Annotated in this window: 19 protein-coding genes; 3 read left to right on the top strand and 16 right to left on the bottom strand. The window is 40.1% G+C overall.

Annotated elements, in window-relative coordinates; translation table 11 throughout:
• Positions 1 to 131 precede the first annotated feature (131 nt).
• The 3 genes from lgt to KHB02_RS07565 all read right to left on the bottom strand — a co-directional run bounded on the left by lgt (position 132) and on the right by KHB02_RS07565 (position 2,173).
• Complete coding sequence (gene lgt / locus KHB02_RS07555; RefSeq protein WP_213145733.1) at positions 132 to 953, bottom strand: prolipoprotein diacylglyceryl transferase; 822 nt, start codon at positions 951 to 953, stop codon at positions 132 to 134.
• A 354-nt stretch (positions 954 to 1,307) separates the two neighbouring features.
• Entirely contained in the window at positions 1,308 to 1,817 is a 510-nt protein-coding gene (locus tag KHB02_RS07560; protein ID WP_213145732.1) for a hypothetical protein, read from the bottom strand.
• 107 nt (positions 1,818 to 1,924) lie between these two features.
• Positions 1,925 to 2,173, bottom strand: coding sequence for a hypothetical protein (locus tag KHB02_RS07565; RefSeq protein WP_213145731.1), 249 nt, complete (start codon positions 2,171 to 2,173; stop codon positions 1,925 to 1,927).
• A 331-nt stretch (positions 2,174 to 2,504) separates the two neighbouring features.
• Here KHB02_RS07565 and KHB02_RS07570 point away from each other — a divergent pair, with 331 nt between their 5' ends.
• Positions 2,505 to 3,083, top strand: a complete 579-nt coding sequence (locus KHB02_RS07570; protein ID WP_213145730.1) for a hypothetical protein — start codon at positions 2,505 to 2,507, stop codon at positions 3,081 to 3,083.
• Positions 3,084 to 3,194: 111 nt separating this feature from the next.
• Here the strand turns inward: KHB02_RS07570 and KHB02_RS07575 are convergent, their stop codons facing one another.
• Positions 3,195 to 3,398 (bottom strand): zinc ribbon domain-containing protein, encoded by a 204-nt coding sequence (locus KHB02_RS07575; protein WP_213145729.1) that lies wholly within the window; start codon positions 3,396 to 3,398, stop codon positions 3,195 to 3,197.
• A gap of 210 nt (positions 3,399 to 3,608) precedes the next feature.
• Here KHB02_RS07575 and KHB02_RS07580 point away from each other — a divergent pair, with 210 nt between their 5' ends.
• Positions 3,609 to 3,914, top strand: coding sequence for a transposase (locus KHB02_RS07580; RefSeq protein WP_213145728.1), 306 nt, complete (start codon positions 3,609 to 3,611; stop codon positions 3,912 to 3,914).
• 313 nt (positions 3,915 to 4,227) lie between these two features.
• Here KHB02_RS07580 and KHB02_RS07585 read toward each other — a convergent pair whose 3' ends face one another.
• The 4 genes from KHB02_RS07585 to KHB02_RS07600 form a co-directional block, all read right to left on the bottom strand.
• A complete protein-coding gene (locus KHB02_RS07585) occupies positions 4,228 to 5,397 on the bottom strand; it encodes a M20 family metallopeptidase (RefSeq protein ID WP_241113765.1) in 1,170 nt (389 codons plus the stop codon).
• Positions 5,398 to 5,443: 46 nt separating this feature from the next.
• Complete coding sequence (locus tag KHB02_RS07590) at positions 5,444 to 6,784, bottom strand: M20/M25/M40 family metallo-hydrolase (RefSeq protein WP_277398184.1); 1,341 nt, start codon at positions 6,782 to 6,784, stop codon at positions 5,444 to 5,446.
• Between the two features lie 12 nt (positions 6,785 to 6,796).
• Positions 6,797 to 8,599: a S9 family peptidase gene (locus KHB02_RS07595; protein WP_213145726.1), complete on the bottom strand. Its 1,803-nt coding sequence runs from the start codon at positions 8,597 to 8,599 to the stop codon at positions 6,797 to 6,799.
• A gap of 109 nt (positions 8,600 to 8,708) precedes the next feature.
• On the bottom strand, positions 8,709 to 10,280 hold the full coding sequence (locus tag KHB02_RS07600; protein ID WP_241113766.1) for an ABC transporter substrate-binding protein: 1,572 nt from the start codon (positions 10,278 to 10,280) through the stop codon (positions 8,709 to 8,711).
• A gap of 128 nt (positions 10,281 to 10,408) precedes the next feature.
• Between KHB02_RS07600 and KHB02_RS07605 the strand changes: the two genes are divergently transcribed.
• Positions 10,409 to 11,305 carry a LysR family transcriptional regulator gene (locus KHB02_RS07605; RefSeq protein WP_213145724.1) on the top strand — a complete coding sequence of 299 codons (897 nt, stop codon included), beginning with the start codon at positions 10,409 to 10,411 and terminating at the stop codon, positions 11,303 to 11,305.
• A gap of 22 nt (positions 11,306 to 11,327) precedes the next feature.
• Here KHB02_RS07605 and KHB02_RS07610 read toward each other — a convergent pair whose 3' ends face one another.
• The 8 genes from KHB02_RS07610 to KHB02_RS07645 all read right to left on the bottom strand — a co-directional run.
• Complete coding sequence (locus KHB02_RS07610; RefSeq protein ID WP_213145723.1) at positions 11,328 to 12,551, bottom strand: threonine synthase; 1,224 nt, start codon at positions 12,549 to 12,551, stop codon at positions 11,328 to 11,330.
• A 166-nt stretch (positions 12,552 to 12,717) separates the two neighbouring features.
• The gene (locus KHB02_RS07615) at positions 12,718 to 14,178 is read right to left on the bottom strand and encodes a M20 family metallopeptidase (protein WP_420848071.1); all 1,461 of its coding nucleotides are present in this window, start codon (positions 14,176 to 14,178) and stop codon (positions 12,718 to 12,720) included.
• Between the two features lie 15 nt (positions 14,179 to 14,193).
• Complete coding sequence (locus KHB02_RS07620) at positions 14,194 to 15,552, bottom strand: CapA family protein (RefSeq protein ID WP_213145721.1); 1,359 nt, start codon at positions 15,550 to 15,552, stop codon at positions 14,194 to 14,196.
• 35 nt (positions 15,553 to 15,587) lie between these two features.
• Positions 15,588 to 16,913, bottom strand: a complete 1,326-nt coding sequence (locus tag KHB02_RS07625; protein WP_213145720.1) for an amidohydrolase — start codon at positions 16,911 to 16,913, stop codon at positions 15,588 to 15,590.
• Positions 16,914 to 16,947: 34 nt separating this feature from the next.
• The gene (locus KHB02_RS07630) at positions 16,948 to 18,003 is read right to left on the bottom strand and encodes an ABC transporter ATP-binding protein (RefSeq protein ID WP_213145719.1); all 1,056 of its coding nucleotides are present in this window, start codon (positions 18,001 to 18,003) and stop codon (positions 16,948 to 16,950) included.
• Positions 17,993 to 18,994, bottom strand: coding sequence for an ABC transporter ATP-binding protein (locus KHB02_RS07635; RefSeq protein ID WP_213145718.1), 1,002 nt, complete (start codon positions 18,992 to 18,994; stop codon positions 17,993 to 17,995). The genes KHB02_RS07630 and KHB02_RS07635 overlap by 11 nt, the downstream gene beginning before the upstream one ends.
• A gap of 50 nt (positions 18,995 to 19,044) precedes the next feature.
• Complete coding sequence (locus KHB02_RS07640; protein ID WP_213145717.1) at positions 19,045 to 19,947, bottom strand: ABC transporter permease; 903 nt, start codon at positions 19,945 to 19,947, stop codon at positions 19,045 to 19,047.
• A 28-nt stretch (positions 19,948 to 19,975) separates the two neighbouring features.
• On the bottom strand, positions 19,976 to 20,287 hold a 312-nt coding region (locus tag KHB02_RS07645; RefSeq protein ID WP_241113767.1), incomplete at its 5' end, for an ABC transporter permease.

Here is a 20,287-nt window from a genome sequence, read left to right on the forward strand (position 1 = left end):
TTTTTTATAATAAAAATATGATTGGATATATGTCTTGGTTCTTCGCCATTGAGAAGGCATTGTCATGAGATTAAATGAAAACAACAAAAAACCTTCCAAAAAGAATATAACGGAAGGTTTTTGTTAATGAATTACTTAAAGTTATCGGCGGTAGAACTTAAAAGTGCATAACCTTTCTTTCTTCGATAAAAAGCAATGACGATACTTAGGATTACACAAACTATTGATACTAATTGGGCAATTCGTATATGGGATGTTAACATGAGACTATCTGTCCGAAGGCCTTCGACAAAGAATCTTCCAATTGAGTACCAAAGCAGGTAGGTTAAAAATATTTCGCCTCTTCTAAAATCGATTCTTCTTAAAAGGATTAATAGAATAACACCTGTGAAATTCCAGATGGATTCATACAAAAATGTTGGGTGGTAATAAACACCGTTGATATTCATTTGGTTAATAATAAAGTCAGGTAAATGCAGTGACTCCAGAAAACTTCTAGATACCGGTCCCCCGTGGGCTTCCTGGTTCATAAAGTTTCCCCATCGGCCAATGGCTTGTCCAAGCAGCAGACTAGGAGCTAATAGATCTGCCATTTTCCAGAAAGATAATTTTCTTTTTCTACAAAACCAAATGGCGGTTAAAACGGCCCCGATAATTCCGCCGTGAATGGCAATTCCACCATGCCAAATAGCAGGAATTTCAGTAAGATGATTTTTATAGTAACTCCATTCAAAGAGGACATAGTATGTCCTTGCACAAATGATGGCTATTGGTAACGCAATGATAATTAAATCACCAATTGTTCCAGGAGGAATTCCCCTCTTCTCCCCTTCTTTTTCGGCTAACAATAGCCCTAATATAACACCAATACCAATGATCACTCCGTACCAATGTACAGCAATAGGTCCAAGGTGAATGGCAATTGGATTAAGTGGATAAACAAGTGCTAACATACCTGACTCCCTTCTTACTATCATTCATTAACCAAATATTCTTAAAGATTGCATTTTTATTATAACAAACATGGATTATTGGTTTTATTAAAAAATCATTAAAATCAGATTGTAAGATTTATTAATTTGAATGGGCTGTATTGAAAAACAGACTGAAAACCTGTTAATTGTAAATAAATTAGCTAAAGGATATTAATCACCAAACTTTTATATTCTCTCGTTTTTGATCATTTTCCTTTCTATTGTTTTGCTGCTTATATTTCTTATTTTTGGTATTTATTATCTATTTGCCTTGGGATTAATATAAGCCTATTAAAAAAGGATGGTTCGATCATCATCGAAGCATCCTTTTCTTTACTCTTTTTCAATGATTGCGATTTTAATATCACGATCATCCATGACTGCATCTATAGTATCTTGATCATCAGTTATATTGATATTCCCCATTAGCTGAATATTATTCCCATTTAAATTACCGTGATTGGTATTTTCTTTTTGATTACCATCAATCCCATTAACATGACCCTTGCCAACGAATACCGAGCTTCCTGGCTGCATGGAATTGACGTTTACACTATTAAGATTAAGATTTGTTAAGTTGTTTTCATCACTTGAATTCTCGAGGGCAATATGAATGTCCCGATCATCAATTGGTGTGTCAACTATGTCAGGGTCAATTAGGATGGAAGTATTGCAAAGCAGCAAATTAGATTGTCCGCCAATACTTCCGAACACACTGTTTTGCTTGCCATGAGCACTCCAGCCGATCGCAGTATTTTGCTCCCCTATAAAAATACCACACTGTCTCTCCATTGTTTGGACATGAATGTTACCTGCAAAAGTAAAATCTGTAGTTTTACCCATTTATGGTTCACCACTTTAGTTCATTATGAATGAGGTTTAATGCTCTAATTTATGTTCATGAATCTTGGGTTGTGCATTCACCTAAAAAGCGCTGTCTTACTGTTTGCTTATGCATTCACTGGAATGCTCGGCTTAAAGTCCTGATCAAAGATAACCCCATCTATGATTTCAAAGCTATCCGCGATATTATTTATATTTCCGGCATTAATAGTGTTAATACCGTAAATTCCCCCTGTATTTAAATTGTATTTCCTGTTAGCATCCATCCCATTTACAATACCTTCACCAACAAAAATGGCGGAACTAGGTTGAGGAGAATTTATGTTTAACATTCCTACATTAACAATTGAAGCCACCCAAATTTCCTCCTATTCTCCCGTTACTGTTTATTATTTTATGTTCAAAGAATAAACTTTGGAACATAAAATCGACATCTCAAAAATACACCAAAACAGCAAGCAAAAGAATGGATCTGCGAATACAGTTCACCTGAACAAGAAACCGTTGCTTACATTAATTTATATAAAGATTTATTAAATTAAGGGTACTCAATGGCATTACCTGATTTTTGTATAAAAATAAAGGGCTTGGCAAATTTAATAAAAGGTAACTAACTCAGGGGGAATTAGAAATATAAAAGGAAATATTTCTATAATTCGGGTTTTCGCCTATAGAGGAGATGTTAGCTTGACAGTTAAACAATATTGGAAAGAAATAAACAATAAGAGTGAACGGGTTTCGTCTTTAATGCATTCTTTTTGGCGTGAACATTCTGACTGGGGAAACTGGCAGTTCTGGGTCATCTTACTCTTCTTGCTTGTTCCATTGGTTGTACTTCTAATTAAGCTTAACCGAAATAGAAGTCTTGAAATTCTTTTCTTTGGGTACACAGTACATATGTTATGGACCTATACAGACCTCATACTTATCAGACAAGGTTATGTAGACCATCGCTATTTTCTAACGCCATTCTTGCCACAAGCGTTAGGAATTACAGCATCCCTTATCCCTGTTTCCTTTATGCTTGTCTATCAATATTGCTTGAATCAAGATAAACCTTTCATTATATGGACTACTGGACTAAGTGCCATCTTAGCTTTTGTTTTTGCCCCTATTGAAAAGTGGCTGGGTCTCGTTTCCATCTATAAGGGATTTACAATTGTTCATCTATTTTTTATAGATATTGTTATTACCATGATTGCTTACGGGTTGACGAAGTTTTTTGTAAGGTTTTATGCAGCAAGACAGTCGAATTTGGACAACTAAATCTTTTTTCTAAAAACGGGGTCAGTCCCCCAGTACGTTAAAGCTTTAGTGCACTGGGGGACTGACCTTTGAATTTCAGTTTACATAATAATATTATGAAGTATTTTTATATTAACCAAAGAATAAATCCAATATATTGGAAGCTTTAGAAGATTGCTTATTATAGAACTCGGAGTATCCACATTTTTTACAATACACCACGATAAAGGTATTGTGCTGAATATCTAAGATTTTCGATAAACCGGTGCCCGTCATCGCCACTTCCTTTGTTCCTGCATCTTTGCTTCCGCATTTTATACAGCCTTTTTCAGACATACTTGTTCTCCCCCCACAAATAACCAATTTAGTTTCCCTATAATACGAAGGCCGCTCGAAAAGGTTTCAGTGGATTTATAGAAGCATTGTCCTTCTGCCAATCACTGCTTTTTATGGAAAAAACCGCTTGGAGGCTTTACTTTTCACCCATTTACTTAGTATGTTTAATCCCCTTTTATTTCGTGAAGAATGATAAGCGAGGTGATCCTGATGAAACTCCTTTTCATTATCGGAAGTATTGTACTCCCTATATTAATGGTTATACTTCAAAAAAAATGGTCCAAAATAAAGGTCATTTTTGATTTAATGGCGATTCTGTCGGCACTTATTTTTGGAAATATTTCTTCAATCGCTATCTTTGAGATTATCAAAAATGATAAAGTCTTTATGACCAATATTCATGCGGTATTTCTAAATCCCTTCTTCCTTATGACAGGCGCATACCTGGGGCTGTATTTTCTTTATATCCTTGTTTTACAAGTAGTAAATGAAATTAAAACTGATAAAATTCTTTAGATTTTTGGGAAATGGGGCCGGTACCCCGTTACGTAAATGCGTTAATCGCCGGGGGACTAGTCCCTAGATTAGCGGTTTGTATAAAAAAAGGGCATGCCTAATACAATGACCCCAGAATAACGATTAAAATACCGAATTTAACACATTTCTTGTATATCTCACTCGAACAAAAATGGTGCAGGAATTCTTCCTACACCATTCTTCTATCATGATATTTTGAATTAAATTTCTACTAAACTGTTTGCGGAAAGTTATTTCCCCACTAGTCGACCAACAATTGTATGAGTATCCAAGTCGCTGACTGAAAGTTGGATTATTTTTGTTTTTCCTTAAATTGTGTAGTCCGGTGCATATGGGTCAATCTGCTGATTGTTTCTGCCAGCAACGCCGTTCGTTCAGGTAATGATGAAATGTCTAAGTACTCATCATCCCTATGGCCGTTCCCGCCTTTTGGTCCCAGCCCATCGACAGTTGCGATGCCCATTGAGCTGGTGAAAGAGCCATCTGAACATCCTCCTCTAAATGACTCTTTAATTTCAATCCCCATTTCATTCCCAATGTCCTGCACTAAACCAATCAATTCAATCGATTTCTTGGTCTTCACCATTGGGGGCCGATTTAACTGGCCTGCTAGTTTGATTTTTGTCCCTTTGATGTTAGGTTCAGAGCAAATCTCTTTCATTTTCTGCTCCACTTCTTTTATTTGCTCCAGTTTTGTGATCCTTACATCCACTTCAGCTTCCGCAATGGGGGCGATTGTATTGGCGGAAGTTCCTCCTTTTAACAATCCAACATTGACGGTGATGCCCTTCTTATAATCAGTGATTTTATGCAATTTTATCGTTTTATAAGCGATTTCTTCAATCGCGCTGCGGCCCTTTTCATGCTCAGATCCTGAATGAGCAGGCACTCCTTCTACTTTAATTTTGTACCTTGCTCCGCCCTTTCGCTGCGTTACAATCGAACCATCTTTCCCTGCCGCTTCCATAATAAGGGCATACTCTTTATCTTTTCCTATCTGTTCGATAAGAGATCTTGAGTGTCTCGAGCCGATTTCTTCGTCACTATTGAGAACAATTTCAACATTCTTATACGCATCATCTTGCCTCTCAACCAATGATTTCATGGCAAATAGGACAGAAACCAAGCTTGCCTTCATATCGACGACACCAGGTCCATAAGCATAATTCCCCTTTATCTTAAAAGGCCGCTTTTCTGCCGTCCCTCTTTGAAAAACAGTATCCATATGGGCGACAATCATTACTTTGGGATCGATGGCATCAGGGTGCCTGATCACCAAATTATTTCCTCGTTCCTCATGGGGATGAACATGTACATCAAAACCGATTGATTCATATTCTTTTGATAAAACAGCACCTATTTCATCAATCCCTTGCTTAAAATAACTGCCGCTATCCATATTCACCAGCTTCTCTAAAAGGTTCAGCATGTCCTCCATCTTCTCATTATCTATATCTATCAACTTCTCCACTCCTAACATTTTATTACCAATAAAAAGCAAGCATCATTTAAAATTCATGGATGACTAGTGCAGCAAATTTGATTCCTTCGATAAAGTCATCGATATAAATATTCTCATTGGGAGCATGATTGTGAGAGCCAGCATGACCAATTCCAAATCCTACTGCTGGGATACCAAACTTTTGACAAAGGGTATACATTGGACCAGTACCTGCCTGTGATCTCATCACTTGCGGCTTCTTTTCGAAGAATTTCTCTGCACTGCTGACCACTTTCTGAACAAGAGCGTCATTCAATTTTGTCAAGGCAGCACGCTGCCCTTTCAAGCGGACGATTTCAATATCCTCAAATCCATGTTTATTCAAGTGTTTCCTTAACAGCTGCAAAATTTCATCAGGATCTTGTTCAGATACTAACCGGAAATCAATTTTTGCTTTTGCCACAGAGGGTAATACCGTTTTTGCTCCTTGTTCGGTATACCCTGATTCCATTCCACAAATCGTACAAGTAGGTTGAAAAATTAGTTTTTCTTTGAGATTGAAACCTGTTAAATTATTTAAATATGATTTGAGTCCAAGCTGTTCTAATTCTTCCCTTTCTTTATAATCAATGGACTCTGTTAATTCCTTTTCCTCCATAGTCATCTCTTGGATCCGATCGTAAAAACCGTCTATTAAGATTTCTTCCTGTTCATTCTTCAACGTACTTAATGCCCATACCAATCTCCAAGCAGGGTTTGTGACAATCGCTGCCTTTGCTGAATGCAAATCTACATTTGCCCCTTTTGCATGCAATTCTACATAGAGCATTCCTTTACATCCAAGTGTGACCTGCAGCCTTCCATCTGTACTTTTAAAGCCATTTTCCCAAATGCATCCGTCTGTTGTTAATTTATCAGGATGTTTTTCGGTAAATTCAGAAAGATGAGGACTGCCAATTTCTTCCTCCCCTTCAATAATAAATTTAATATTGATAGGCAACTCCTTATATACCTGCTGATAAGCATGAATGGCACATATTCTTGAAAGTAAGGTCCCTTTGTTATCAGCCGTCCCTCGTGCGAATAATTTTCCGTCTCGTATCTCTGGAGAAAAAGGCGGACTTTCCCATAATTCAATTGGATCCTCCGGCTGTACATCATAATGATTATAAAAGGTAAGGGTTCTGTCTTTGCCGGAATCTAATTCTCCATAAACGATGGGATTTCCCGACGTTGGTATGTTCTCTACTGCAATGGATAATCGCTGTAAGTACTGTTCTACTAGATTAACGGTTTCTTCAATACCACGGTTTTGTGCAGCAACACTTGGCTGCTTGCAAATTTCCATTAACCAATCCAAATACATTTCTTTATGATCTTCAATATATTGATAGATATCTTCTATCAAAAGAACGCCCCCTTACTTTGCCATGGTTGATTTTGTTAAATGCTTGAGAAAAAATTCAATGGTATTTTGATGCATCACAATATGATTCGCTCGTTTTTCAGTCTGATGTCCTTCATTATCGAAAACCGTTAGTTCCACTTCTTGACCTCGTGCTTTCATTTCCGTCACAAGCTGCTCTGATTCACTGACTGGTACACGAGTATCATTCAGTCCGTGGAATACCAACAACGGAACCTTTATTTTATGGGCATGATGTAAAGGAGCAATTTCATCAAAGAAATCACTGTCTTGATCTAGAAAACCATATTCACACTCTCTTAGCCTGCGCCTCCATGCACCTGTATTGGTTAACAAAGTTCGTAAATTCGAGATTCCAACAATATCAACCCCAGCTGCCCATACATCAGGATAATGAGTAATCGCAGCCAATACCATAAATCCACCATAACTTCGTCCCATAATACCAATGTTGTCCGGGTCGACTTGATGGGTTTCTATTAAGTCCTTCACCAGCCATACTAGGTCTTTGACAGAGTCCATTCTTTTACGGGCATCGTCCAGTTGAATATAGGTCCTGCCATATCCGCTGCTGCCACGGACATTAGGTGCTGCCACCGCAAAGCCTTGACTGGCCAAATACTGAATCACAGGGTTAAATTCTGCTTTCGTCTGTCCTTCCGGTCCACCGTGAACATAAATAACAGCAGGCTTATTTTTTTCATTCTCTTGATTATAGAAAAAGTAAGGAACCTCCAATTGATCAAAAGAGGTAAAAGAACATAATTGGGGTTCAACAGAGTGGCGAGAAACCGTATCAGATTCACTGATATTCGTTAATCGTGTAACGCTTCTAGAGGATATCGAATATTTCCAGATGTCTCCCGGCATAGAAGGTGTCTTCAATGTAAAGATAAATTCCTCATTATTCATCCAGGAAATGGATTCAATCACACCTGCAGGAAACCCAGTAATTTCTTCTTTTTTATTCGAATGAGGTTCATACAACCATAAGCGCAAGTAGCCCGCTTCGTTTACCGTTAAGGCCAGTCTTTGTTCATCAGGAGACTTCTTGATTTCTTCAATATCCCATTCAGTCCAATGGACAAGTTTCTTTAATTTCTCGGTGGCGGCAAAAGAAAAGCTGCTTAAATAATAGGTCTCTGCTCCAAAATTTGTTAACAGATAGCCTCCATCTCCGTTTTTTTTCATTACTACATTTTTGTAACCAGCTGCTTGTTTGTCATTTCCGATTCTGGTTTTTTCCTGTGTCTTCAGATTGAATCGGTAGATGGCATTATCAAGGTTGGATTCCGTAATGCTGATTAATATATGTTCATGATCGATCCAGCTGAGCACATCGCAATTTCCGTCGTATTGAAAGACCGTCTTTGATTCCTTTGTTTCAATGTCTACGATAAATACATCGAAATAGCCCGGCTGACGGCGGTTGCTCGTATAGGAAACATACTTATTATCTGGTGACCACCCTCCTACATAGTGAAAATGCTCTGGCGATTGAACCAATGGTTCTACCGATGAACTCCCTTCACGGTATAGGTATAACTGCTGTTTTTCATTCCCCTTCCAGTCCATTCCGATGACTGTCATTTTTCCGTTAGGTGCATGATAGATCCCAAGCGTACGCTCTTCCATGCTTACGTATGGCACTGGCTTTTGCTCTTGATCAAGAGTCCAAACTTGCGGAAGGCCTGTCAAATTAGAAACAAATGTAAATCTCCCCTTACCAGGAATGATTTGTGATTTGAAGGCTGAAGGTACATTTAAAAAGTCATCCAAGATGGTTTGATTATTCATTACGGTTCCTCCTAATAATCATGGAATGATGGATATTTCCGTTTAAAGAAATACTCCACCCGCTAATCAGCCATGGATCATTGGGAGGAGTATTTCTCTTATGGAGCTTCTATTGTTTCTTTTTTACGTTCCAAGGAATAGCTCCTTGGAAAGGAGTAAAGCCTTCAAGTTTGTTGCTGGTAGTCATGATGGTTGAATAATGCCCAAATAGAGTAAACGGCAAATAGTCATCCCACATGTAGGTTTGTAATTCTTCCCAGAGCCCTTTCGCTTCTTCTTGTGAAGCTGAAGTTCTAATCTTAGCAAGCAAGTCCGTAATCTTTGGGTCATTGGTCCAGCCAACGTAATCCGGATTCACCACCAATAACTGTGATGGAGTGGTGACATATCCTGTTCCCACAACCATGATATCCCAGTTATCTGGATTCTCCCTTCTTTCGATAAGAGTCGGCCAGTCAAATATTTCCAGCTTCACCTTCATCCCAATTTGTTCTAATTCTTCTTTCATCACAACTGCCGAGTTATACATATAATCATAATCTCGTGTAGAATACAGGGTGATTTCCTCTCCCTTATAACCAGCTTCCTTTAGCTTGGTTTTGGCCGTATTAGGATCGGCAAGATTATAAGACTCTTTTCCTGCGCCAGTGGCCCAGTCTACTTGTTCCGTGCTCATATAACCTGGACTTAATTTGAATAAATCCTTATGTCCAAAGCTTGCAAGCATGATAGCGTTTAAATCTAATGCCGTATTGACAGCATCCCTGATTTTTTGGTTCGTGAACAATCCATGCTTTTTGTTGTAGGATACATTTAATGTACCGCCATCAAAAGATACATAGGTTTTTAGATTTTTATCACTTTTCAACTGTTCATAATTGTCATAAGGCATATAGGTCGCAATATCATACTGGCCCGTTTGGACTCCGGCCATTCTAGTTGACGGGTCCGTTACAATATAATAATAGACTTCATCGACATAGGCCGTTTTTCTTCCGGCAATACCGCTGGGTTCCTCATCGACAGCTGCGTAATCATCAAAGCGTTTTAAGCGAATATATTGATCTTGTTTCCATTCAACATATTCGAAAGGACCAGTCCCGATATATTCGGTTACGCCATCTTTTCCAGCAGATTCAATGATTTCCTTTGGCATAATGGCGGGAAATTGTCCACGTCCTGCCATAATATCTAACACATCTGAAGCAACCGATTGTAATTTTAGTTCTACGTTATAATCATCCTTCGACTCGAAATTTGCACCGCTTAACAGTAATTTTGCCCGGGATGACAGTTTCAGCCATCGATTCATCGATGCCGTAACATCCTCAGCCTTCATTTCCTTCCCATTATGGAATTTAACACCCTTCCTTAAGTGAAACGTGTAAATTAAACCATCGTCACTCTTATCAATTGACTCGGCTAACATAGGAACTGGCTGCTGCTTGGCATTTTGGGTAACCAATGTCTCATAAATATTTCTGGTAACCTCAAGGGCAACGGTTTGTGTCGTTAAATGAGTGTCTAGTGTTGGAGGCTGGGCATTCAGTGCAATCTTTAAAACTCCGCCTGTTTGTTCGTCAGAAGCCGTTTTTTTCGTCGTTTTACTCGTAGTTTCACTGCTGCAGCCAGCCAGCAAAACCAATAAAACCAATATGAGAAATGAAAATTTTTTCACCATCTTCATCCTTTCAAATTTATGTTTATAGAACCTTTTACCTATTCCTATCATAAAATCGTTATTGTAACATTCTTAATAGGGTGTAAATTCTGTAAATTTTTACAATAATAAGACTTAAGGAGGTAAAAATGGATTATCATCTTCTCACTTTTGTTACAGTTGCCGAGAAAAAAAACTTTACGCGTGCAGCCGAAGCACTACATATTTCTCAATCAGCTGTTACTTTATCTATTAAAGTACTGGAGAAACAATATGAGTTAAAGTTGCTTGACCGAAGTAATAAATATGTGCGATTAACAAAGGCTGGGGAAATCTTGTATCAGCATGCAAAGCAAATTCTATCCCTATATGACCGAATGAATCGGTTAATCGATGAAATGACTCATTCAGCAAGCGGGATTCTTACGATTGGTTCCAGCTATACATTTGGGGAATATTTACTTCCGAGAATCATTTCAGAATTTACAGAAGAATTTCCACTCATTAAGCCTAATATCGCCATTCGGAACTCCCATCGTATTATTTCACAGCTGCTTCGTGGTGAATTGGATTTAGGCATTGTTGAAGGTATAGTAGATAATCCTAAATTGCATATTCAACCATTTGCCCAAGATGAAATGGTCCTGATTGTCTCACCTAGGCATCCACTTGCATTAAAACAAGAAGTGGAACTGCATGACTTAAAAGATGAAACATGGATTATTCGGGAGAAAGGTTCTGCGACCCGTCAGGCTATCAATCAACTTTTCTCAGAAAATAACTTCTCACCTAGTGAAATTCGCTCCTTTGGAAGCTCTCAGATTATTAAAGAATCGGTTGAAGCCGGTTTAGGAATTTCTATTTTATCCATTCATACCATTCGTAAAGAAATGGAACTCAAATCCTTACATACCTTAAGAATTAAGAACAACCCGATGATTCGTAATTTTTGCTATGTCATCCCTAAGACCGACCTTCAACCTAGATCCGTTAGTTTATTTTTATCCTTCCTAGAAAACTACTCAACCTTAGACATTTTCGTTTAATTTTCGTTATCCGCATGTTTGCTTATGCTTTCATACTCTTCCTAATAGTGTCCCCTTTTTGTAAGATCGGGACCTCAACGGAAATGGTGTCGGGATACTTAATTCCCATTCCAGTATTTAGGGCAACAACGAAATCTTGCTCTTTTATCCAGCCCTGTTCTCTTAATCTGCGAGCTGCGACAAACGTTGCAGCTCCCTCGGGACAAACGAATGCCCCCTCAAGGCTTGCTAGCTTCTTTTGTTCCGCCAAAAGCGCCTCATCCTCAATCGCAACAGCACAACCATTTGTTTGATAAATGGCTTCAAGGACTAAAAAGTCCCCCAATGCTTTTGGCACATTAATTCCGAAGGCAACCGTCTCAGAATCATGCCAGAACTCTGATTCCGACTTTCCTTCCTCCCATGCTTTAACAATCGGGGCACAGCCTTCTGCTTGAACCGCGACCAAGCGTGGAAGTTCTCCTTCCACCCAGCCCAACTTTTTCAGTTCAGTAAGTGCCTTATAAATACCAATAATCCCTACGCCGCCGCCTGTTGGATATAAAATGACATCCGGCAGCTTCCAATCCATTTGTTCGGCAATTTCGAGTCCCATCGTCTTTTTTCCTTCAATCCGGTATGGTTCCTTTAAGGTAGATGCATCGAATAAACCATGATCTGCGACCGACTGAGCCACAATTTTTCCTGCATCACTGATTAGTCCATCAACAAGATATAAGTTTGAACCCGAGATCGCTGATTCATTTCTAGTTATTTTGGGTGCATCAATTGGCATGACGATGGTAGATTGAATTCCTCCTCTTGCCGCATAAAGTGACCAAGCAGCTCCCGCATTTCCATTGGTAGGCATGGCAAGTTCTGTTACACCTAACTCTTTTGCTTTGGATACTCCCACGGCCGCTCCTCGGGCTTTAAATGTTCCCGTCGGAATGATTCCCTCGTCTTTCATCCACAAGTTTGCTATTTTCATATCTTCACCCATAATAGGCATCTTAATAAGCGGAGTCATCCCTTCACCTAATGTAACAACGTCTTTCTCATCACTAATAGGAAGCAGTTCATGATACCTCCATAAGCTGGATACTCTGCCAACTAAAGCTTCTTTGGAAAGCTCCTTGCCTAATAGTTCTAAATCGTATTCAACCAATAACGGTGATCCACAGGTGCATAGCTGATTTTTCTGTTCGTGTGAAAAAGTGTTGCTGCATTTGGGACAATATAAATGTGATATGTAACTGTATTTCATAGGGCTCACTCCAGTCTCTATCGTTCTTGTTAAACATCATACTTGATTGTTTTTGATAACTGAAATTAATAATATTAATGGAAATCATTTAGAAATTTAATGACATCATTTGGCTACCATCTATAAAGGAGGGCCACTTAACTTATCATTAAGCAGCCCCACAACTTTACACTAATAGACTTTCCTTTAATATAGTAGGAATTACTCCAGACGGAATCGGACATTGGTATGGGTGTTCCGCCAGTTGTGCTTGTAATTCCTTTTTGGCTTGCTCGATGATTTCCTGATTTTCCAATGCTTTAATGGCTGTTAACGCCAATGCTTTAGAAACCTGCAGCAACCCTTTGTGGGAAATGGACGACTTTCCTTGGGTGACCATTTGCCAGCTGTGAAGCACTGTCCCCAAAGCAGAAGTCGTATACATACATTGGGCCGTTGGGGTAATCCAGCTTACATCGCCTACATCAGTGGAGCCGGAGAGGAATCCCTTTCCGTCAAAAGGAATAGGCTCAGCCGAGAGGAAGGGACCTTCAGGATGAATCGGGAATCTTTTAGAACTAACTGCCTGGAAATACTCACCATTTTGTTTTTCCGCATCCGTTAATGTATTCCAAATCTGCTTGGCAAATTGATATTCTTCTGTCGAATAGGAAGGCATCCCCACCTCTTGAAGAGATTGTTCCAATACTTTACCTAACGTATAATTTGGATTATAGTTGGAGCAAGCTTTATCAAAATGAATTTCAACCTCAGTCTCCGTCATTAAAGCGGCCCCTTTAGCAATCTTACATAGTCGGTCATAGATTTTCTTGGTTTTGTTCATATTCTGATCACGCACAAGGTATAGTACCTCAGCCTCTGACTGAACCACATTTGGTGAAATACCGCCAGAGTTGGTTATGGCATAGTGGATCCGTGCTTCTTGGCTGACATGTTCACGCATATAATTAGCCCCAATATTCATGAGTTCCACGGCATCCAAAGCACTTCTTCCTAGATGGGGAGTGGCTGCGGCATGAGCGCTTCTACCCTTAAACTTAAAATAGACTTGGATGTTGGCTAATGAACTGCACCCCTGAACACCGGTACGGCTATTTGGGTGCCATGTCAATGCAAAATCCACATCTTCAAATACCCCTTCACGGGCCATAAAGGTTTTTCCTGATCCGCCTTCCTCACCAGGACAGCCATAGAAGCGAACCGTTCCTTTTAATTGATTCTCCTCGATATATTTTTTCAATGCGGAAGCTGCGGCTAATGCACCGGTCCCTAATAAATTATGACCACATCCATGCCCATTGCCACCAGGTTGAATGGCTTCCTGATAGTCTGCATCACATATTTGGCTCAATCCGGATAATGCGTCATACTCTCCTAAGAAACCTATTACTGGTTTCCCTTCACCAAATTCACCGATAAAAGCTGTTTCGATTCCTGCAACACCGCTTGTTACCTTAAACCCCTCTTTCTCTAACTGCTCACATAGATGCTTACTGGAGATGTATTCCTGAAATCTTGTTTCAGGATTTTCCCAGATAAAGTCACTGATTTTCTTCCATTTCTCCTGTGTTTGGTCGATATATTCGTTGACCCAATCAACTTGCTTCAAAACCACTTCTCCCTCCATTTACCGCTATTTTTTCTAGACAAATTTCACTTCTGGTTTCTCTCTCCCAGCGGTTGCTTGCCCATAAATCCGGCCAATTCCATCTTCGATGATGATGTTGGTACCAAACGGTTCCGATAAATCTTGAAGCCTTTTGAGTATGGATTCATTCTTTGTCATTTCCGGGAATCCATTTTGATGGCGCTTCTTTCCATGAGAGAGTTCAATCGGATATAAGGTTATTTCGACTAGCTCTCCGTCTTTCATGGTCCAGAAGGGAAGGACGGACTCCATCATTTCCGGTATACTCAATAATCCTTTTGTACCGTTATGGGATTTCTTGTCCATTGCCTTCATCACGCCATAATCGTTAGGAATATGATGGTTATCATAAAAATCCTGCGGCAGGGCATCCAGGGTTTCATTTTGAAAAATAAAGTTTCCTAGACTATGAAAAATCGGTCTTCTCTTGTATATTTCAATGCCCCTCAATGTATGTGGCCCATGGCCAATGACACTATGGGCACCGGCATCAATAAATCGTTTCGAAGCTTTTCCTACAAAATCAGCTCCGATTCGTTTATTCGTCCCCTTCATTTCATGAGCATGAAAGTTAACCAGTACATAATCCGCTTGTCTTAGTGCATCATCGATAACCCCTTCAATACGCTGCATGTCTTTTTCATTAGGTTCAGTTACAAGGCCCTGTTCCTCCCCGACTTCAAATAACATCTGGTAACCGTATTGATCTCTTCCAAAAGGTACAATCCCTTCAGGAAATGGCAGAATGAAGGCTTCATTGATGGACATTTGGGTGAAGGCATTTACCTCTGTTTTATCGGCAATGTTTTTTAACACCGCGAGTTCTTCAGAGCTAATCCTATGTTTACGAACATGACGAAGACCATTAATTCCAGGTCTTCCTTTGATATTATGCCTTTGTTCTGTAGCCATGTGGGTCAAATGAGAAACAACCGAAACGGAAATAAATCCAATACGTCCAGCGGTTGTATCCAGGAAAATCGGCTTTCCTGCTTCATATAAGTTCTCTCCGGTACCTGTATGGAGTATGCCTGCTTCATTCAGATGACGGTTCGTTGCTTCGAGTCCGTCATATCCATAATCAAAGGCATGATTGTTTGCAGTGCCAACAAGATTAAAGCCATAGGCTTTTAGATCGTCTAAACGATCAGGTGTCGTTCGGATGTGCGTACCGCCTGGAATCGCTCCAGGGGTACCTTCATTTTGCAAAATACTAATTTCAAGATTTGTGATTCTTCCATCCGCTTGCTTGATCACTTTTTCAATCGCTTGAAAACTTTCTTCCTGATAACTTGGGATTCTTCGTGTAGGTAAATAATCACCGGTGGCTGCAAATGAAATCGTACTCTTCATCGTTTGACACCCCTTATCCTTAGTTAGGAAAAAACTTATACTAATGCCTTTTTAACATTGAGTTTAGTAGAGTTTAATACCACTTGGGCTAATGCCTTTACGCCAATCTTCATACCAAGTTCATCAATATCAAATTTTTCATTATGATGTCCGGCTGCAAGGGTTGTTCCGACGACACCGTATGTTGCCAATCCCCCGTTGCTTTTGACCTTTTCCATCATGTAGGTTGCATCTTCAGAGCCAGAACTTTCATTTGAATGTAAATGAACTTGACTGATTTCTTCTATAGTTTGAATGGATTCTTGAACAAATTCTGCCAATTCCTGACTACAATCTACCGATTTGGCTTCCCCTACGATGTCAATGTTTACCTCCACCTGATGTGCCATTGCTGTTCCTTTAAGAATATTGATGGCATTGGCTAAGATATATTCATTCACTTCAGGGGTATCACCTCGGGTTTCAATCTTAAGTTTTGCAGACGACGGAATAATATTTCTTCCTGTTCCTGCGTTTAGGACACCTACGTTAATTCGTGAATTACCGTCGCCATGGCGGGAAATTCCGTGTAAGTTAAGGACTGCCGATGCCGCAGCAAGTAAGGCATTTCTGCCTTCTTCCGGACATTTGCCTGCATGGGAAGCGACTCCAGTGAAGGTAACATCAATTTTCGTGGTGGATAGGTAGCCGTTATTTGCGCACACATACTCTCCCAGCGGCACACCGGTGCCAATGTGATTGGCAAGGAAAACGTCCACATCATCTAGAACACCAGCCGCCACCATTGATTTTGCTCCGCGTACTCCCTCTTCTGCCGGCTGGAAAATCAGCTTAATTTTCCCTGAAAGCTGATCCTGAATTTGTGAAAATAATTTCGCCAATCCTAATCCGATTGAGGTATGGGCATCATGGCCACATGCATGCATCATTCCTTCATTAACCGAACGAAATCCCATTGCAGCGGGTACATGCTCAGGATTGTTGGCTTCCACTAAATCTAGTGCATCCATATCAAATCGCAGGCCAATCGTTGGACCAGGGCGCTTGGTATCCAGAATACCTACCACACCGGTATGACCGCCTTTTACGAATTCCAGCCATTTTATATTCGCTCCTTGATTTAGCGCTCGTTGCTCATGCTGACGTAAAATCTCCTCTGGCGGGACACCCATTCTTGCATTGGAGTCAATGACTTGTTTCCCAATCATCACTTCATATCCCCATGCTTCCAGCTTTTCAGCAACTAATGAAGAAGTGCGGAACTCAAGCCAGCCCGATTCGGGATGTTTATGAAAATCCCTTCGCCACTCCACCATCTCAGCATAAATTTCTTCTACTAAACCATTAATCTCTAATTTCATTTCATCACCCATTTCAAAAATTTTTGAGTTGCGATTACTCTATTAAATGGCATGCCACAAAATGTCCTGGTCTCTTCTCTACTCTTTTCGGAACGGCTTGTTTACAGATGTCCGTTGCTAAAGGACAGCGAGTATGAAAGTTGCACCCTGAAGGAGGATTAATAGGAGATGGAATTTCTCCTTTTAAGATAATCTTTTCTTGCTTGATTTTTGGATTTGGATGCGGAATGGAAGATAATAAAGCTTTGGTATACGGATGAAGCGGATTGGCAAAAAGTTCATCCGTTTCGGCTTCCTCGACCATTTTCCCCAAGTACATGACACCAATTCGATCGGAGATATGTCTGACAACACTTAAGTCATGTGCGACAAATAAGTAGGTCAGCCCAAATTCTTCCTGTAAATCTTCGAGAAGATTAATGATCTGTGATTGAATGGATACATCAAGTGCCGAAACAGGTTCATCACAGATGACAAGCTTTGGGTTCACTACTAATGCACGCGCCAGACCAATCCTTTGCCGCTGACCGCCAGAAAATTCATGGGGAAAGCGATAATAAGTGTCTGCATGTAAGCCTACCTTTTCAAGAATGTCGAAGACCCTTTCCATCCGTTCTTGACTGGTGCCGATATTGTGAATCACCATCGGTTCAGCGATACTGTCTCCAATTCTTTTTCGGGGATTCAACGAGGAATACGGGTCCTGAAACACCATTTGTAAATTTTGCCGTTGTTTTCTAAACTCTGAGTTTGATAGTTTAAAAATGTCAGTTCCTCCAAAAAACACCTCGCCGTCCGTCGGGTCAGTCAACCGTAAAATCGTACGACCAAGAGTACTTTTACCGCAGCCAGACTCGCCCACCAATCCATATGTCTCTCCTTCATATAAATGAAAGGTCACATCATCGACTGCTTTCACATATTTTTTGGTGACCCCGATCGTATTTTTCACGGGGAAGTATTTTTTGATTCCTTTAATATCAAGAAGCTTCTCTCTTGCATTCCCTTTTATTGGCCGGGCTTCAAAGGCGGCGGTTCCATAAGAACCGTTCCCATGGTCTCTGTCCAGTTTCAATGCTTCATGTTGCATTCGATACAGCCCCCTTTATTGTTTGATAATGCCAGCACTTAATTTTTTTATTATGATCCAGCGTTTCTAATTCTGGCTTTTCATTCATGCATTTTGCATCTGCGAAGGGGCACCTTGGAGCGAATCTGCATCCCTTTGGAATTTCATTAAGGGATGGAACCATGCCTTTAATAATGGAGAGTTTTTTATTTCGATCTCCAGAAAGCTGGGGTATCGATCTGATTAACCCTTGTGTATAGGGATGAAGCGGATCTTCGAATAAGGATTCCACATCTCCTTCTTCCACCACTTCCCCTAAATACATAACGGCTACACGTGTACAATGCTGGGCCACCACACCCAAATCATGGGTAATCAGCATAATACCCATATCTAATTTCTGTCTCAGACTGTCAATGAGTTCCAAAATTTGTGATTGGATCGTCACGTCCAATGCTGTAGTCGGTTCGTCTGCAATCAACAGTTTGGGTTGACAGGCAAGGGCAATGGCAATCATGACCCGCTGCCGCATCCCGCCTGAAATTTGATGAGGATATTCATGAACCCTTTGTTCAGGTGCTGGAATGCCAATTAATTTCAACATTTCGATTGCTCGTTTGAAGGCCTCTTTCTTTGATAGTTTCTGATGGAGCATAATCGGCTCCATGATTTGATCTCCAATTGTAAAAACAGGATTGAGAGAACTTAAGGGGTCTTGAAAGATCATAGAAATGTCATTTCCCCTTATCTTCCTCATTTCTGAATCCGATATTTTTAAAAGGTTTTTACCTTCAAAATTAATTTCACCAGCGTAGGTCGTTACCCCTTTTTCTTCAAACAATCGTAAAATCGACTGTGCTGTCACACTCTTACCGCATCCAGATTCCCCAACAATGGCTAACACTTCACCACGGTCGACATGAAAGGAAATCCCATCAACTGCTGTAACCTTCCCTCTTTCGGTTCGGAAATGAGTCTTAAGGTTGTTTACTTCTAATAAATGGTCACCCATTTTTCGCATCCTCCTTTCAAAACTAGCTTTCGGAAACCTAGCTTGTTCGATTATTTCTTGGCATGGTTTGTATGCGGGTCTAACAAGTCTCTCAACCCATCACCAAACAGGTTCAAGCCTAATACACTTAAAATAATGGCCACCCCTGGGAAAAAGGTCATCCACCAAGCATTAAAAATAACCAATTTGCCATCAAAAAGAATGTTGCCCCAGCTTGGGTCCGGTGCCGGTACACCCACACCTAAAAAGCTCAAACCGGCTTCAATAATAATCGCATCGGCGAAGATAAAGGTAGAGTAGACAATTAATGGGGAAAGAGTATTAGGTGCTATATGCCCCCAAATAATTCTCATGGAGGAAGCCCCTTGTGCCTTCATCGCTTCAATATAGGTTTGTTCTCTTACTACTAACGCTGCTGAACGTACTACCCGAGCAACATAAGGAGTAAAGACTGCGGCCAAAGCAATAATGACATTGTCAATTTTCGTTCCTAATGCTGCCATTAATGCGATGGCTAATAAAATAGCAGGAAAAGCCATTAATCCATCACAAATCCTCATTAAAATATGATCTAATACCTTATAGTAAGCCGAATATAAACCGATAATCATGCCTAATACCGATGTAATGATGGCAACAGAAAGTCCAACACCCATAGATGCCCTTGCCCCGTATACGACTCGTGCAAATAAGTCCCGGCCTAAGTTATCTGTTCCAAAAAGATGATCTGCACTTGGAGCTTTTAATCTGCTAGTTACTACCATTTCATAAGGAGTATAGGACGAAAGTATAGGTCCCAATAAGGTAACCAGTAAGGTAAAAAGGATAATGACACTTCCGGTTACCGTCAATTTATTGGAAAAAAAACGGCGGACAAACAAACGTCTCCGTTCTCGGTTAATATCTCGTCTAAAATCGCTCAATTCTCGTCTCTTTTCAACAGCTACTTCCATTCGATTTCCTCCAGTCAGAGCAAATTTTTTACGATTCTTTCTTAAGCCGTACCCGTGGGTCGATGACACCATACAGTAAGTCAACTAATAAATTAATCAAAACATAGGTTAAAGTGACCATTAAAACCGTCCCCTGGATGACCATGTAATCTCTTCGTTCCACGGAATTGATAATTAATTGGCCTATGCCAGGAATATTAAACACAGTCTCGGTAACGGCAGCTCCGGCAACAAGCGTTCCAAAGGTTTGCCCAATAACTGTTAAGATCGGGATAAAGGCATTTCTTAACGTGTGCTTATAGATGACTTTCCTCTCATGAAGTCCTTTTGATCGAGCCGT

This window comes from Neobacillus citreus, from assembly GCF_018343545.2.
Lineage (GTDB): Bacteria > Bacillota > Bacilli > Bacillales > Cytobacillaceae > Neobacillus > Neobacillus citreus.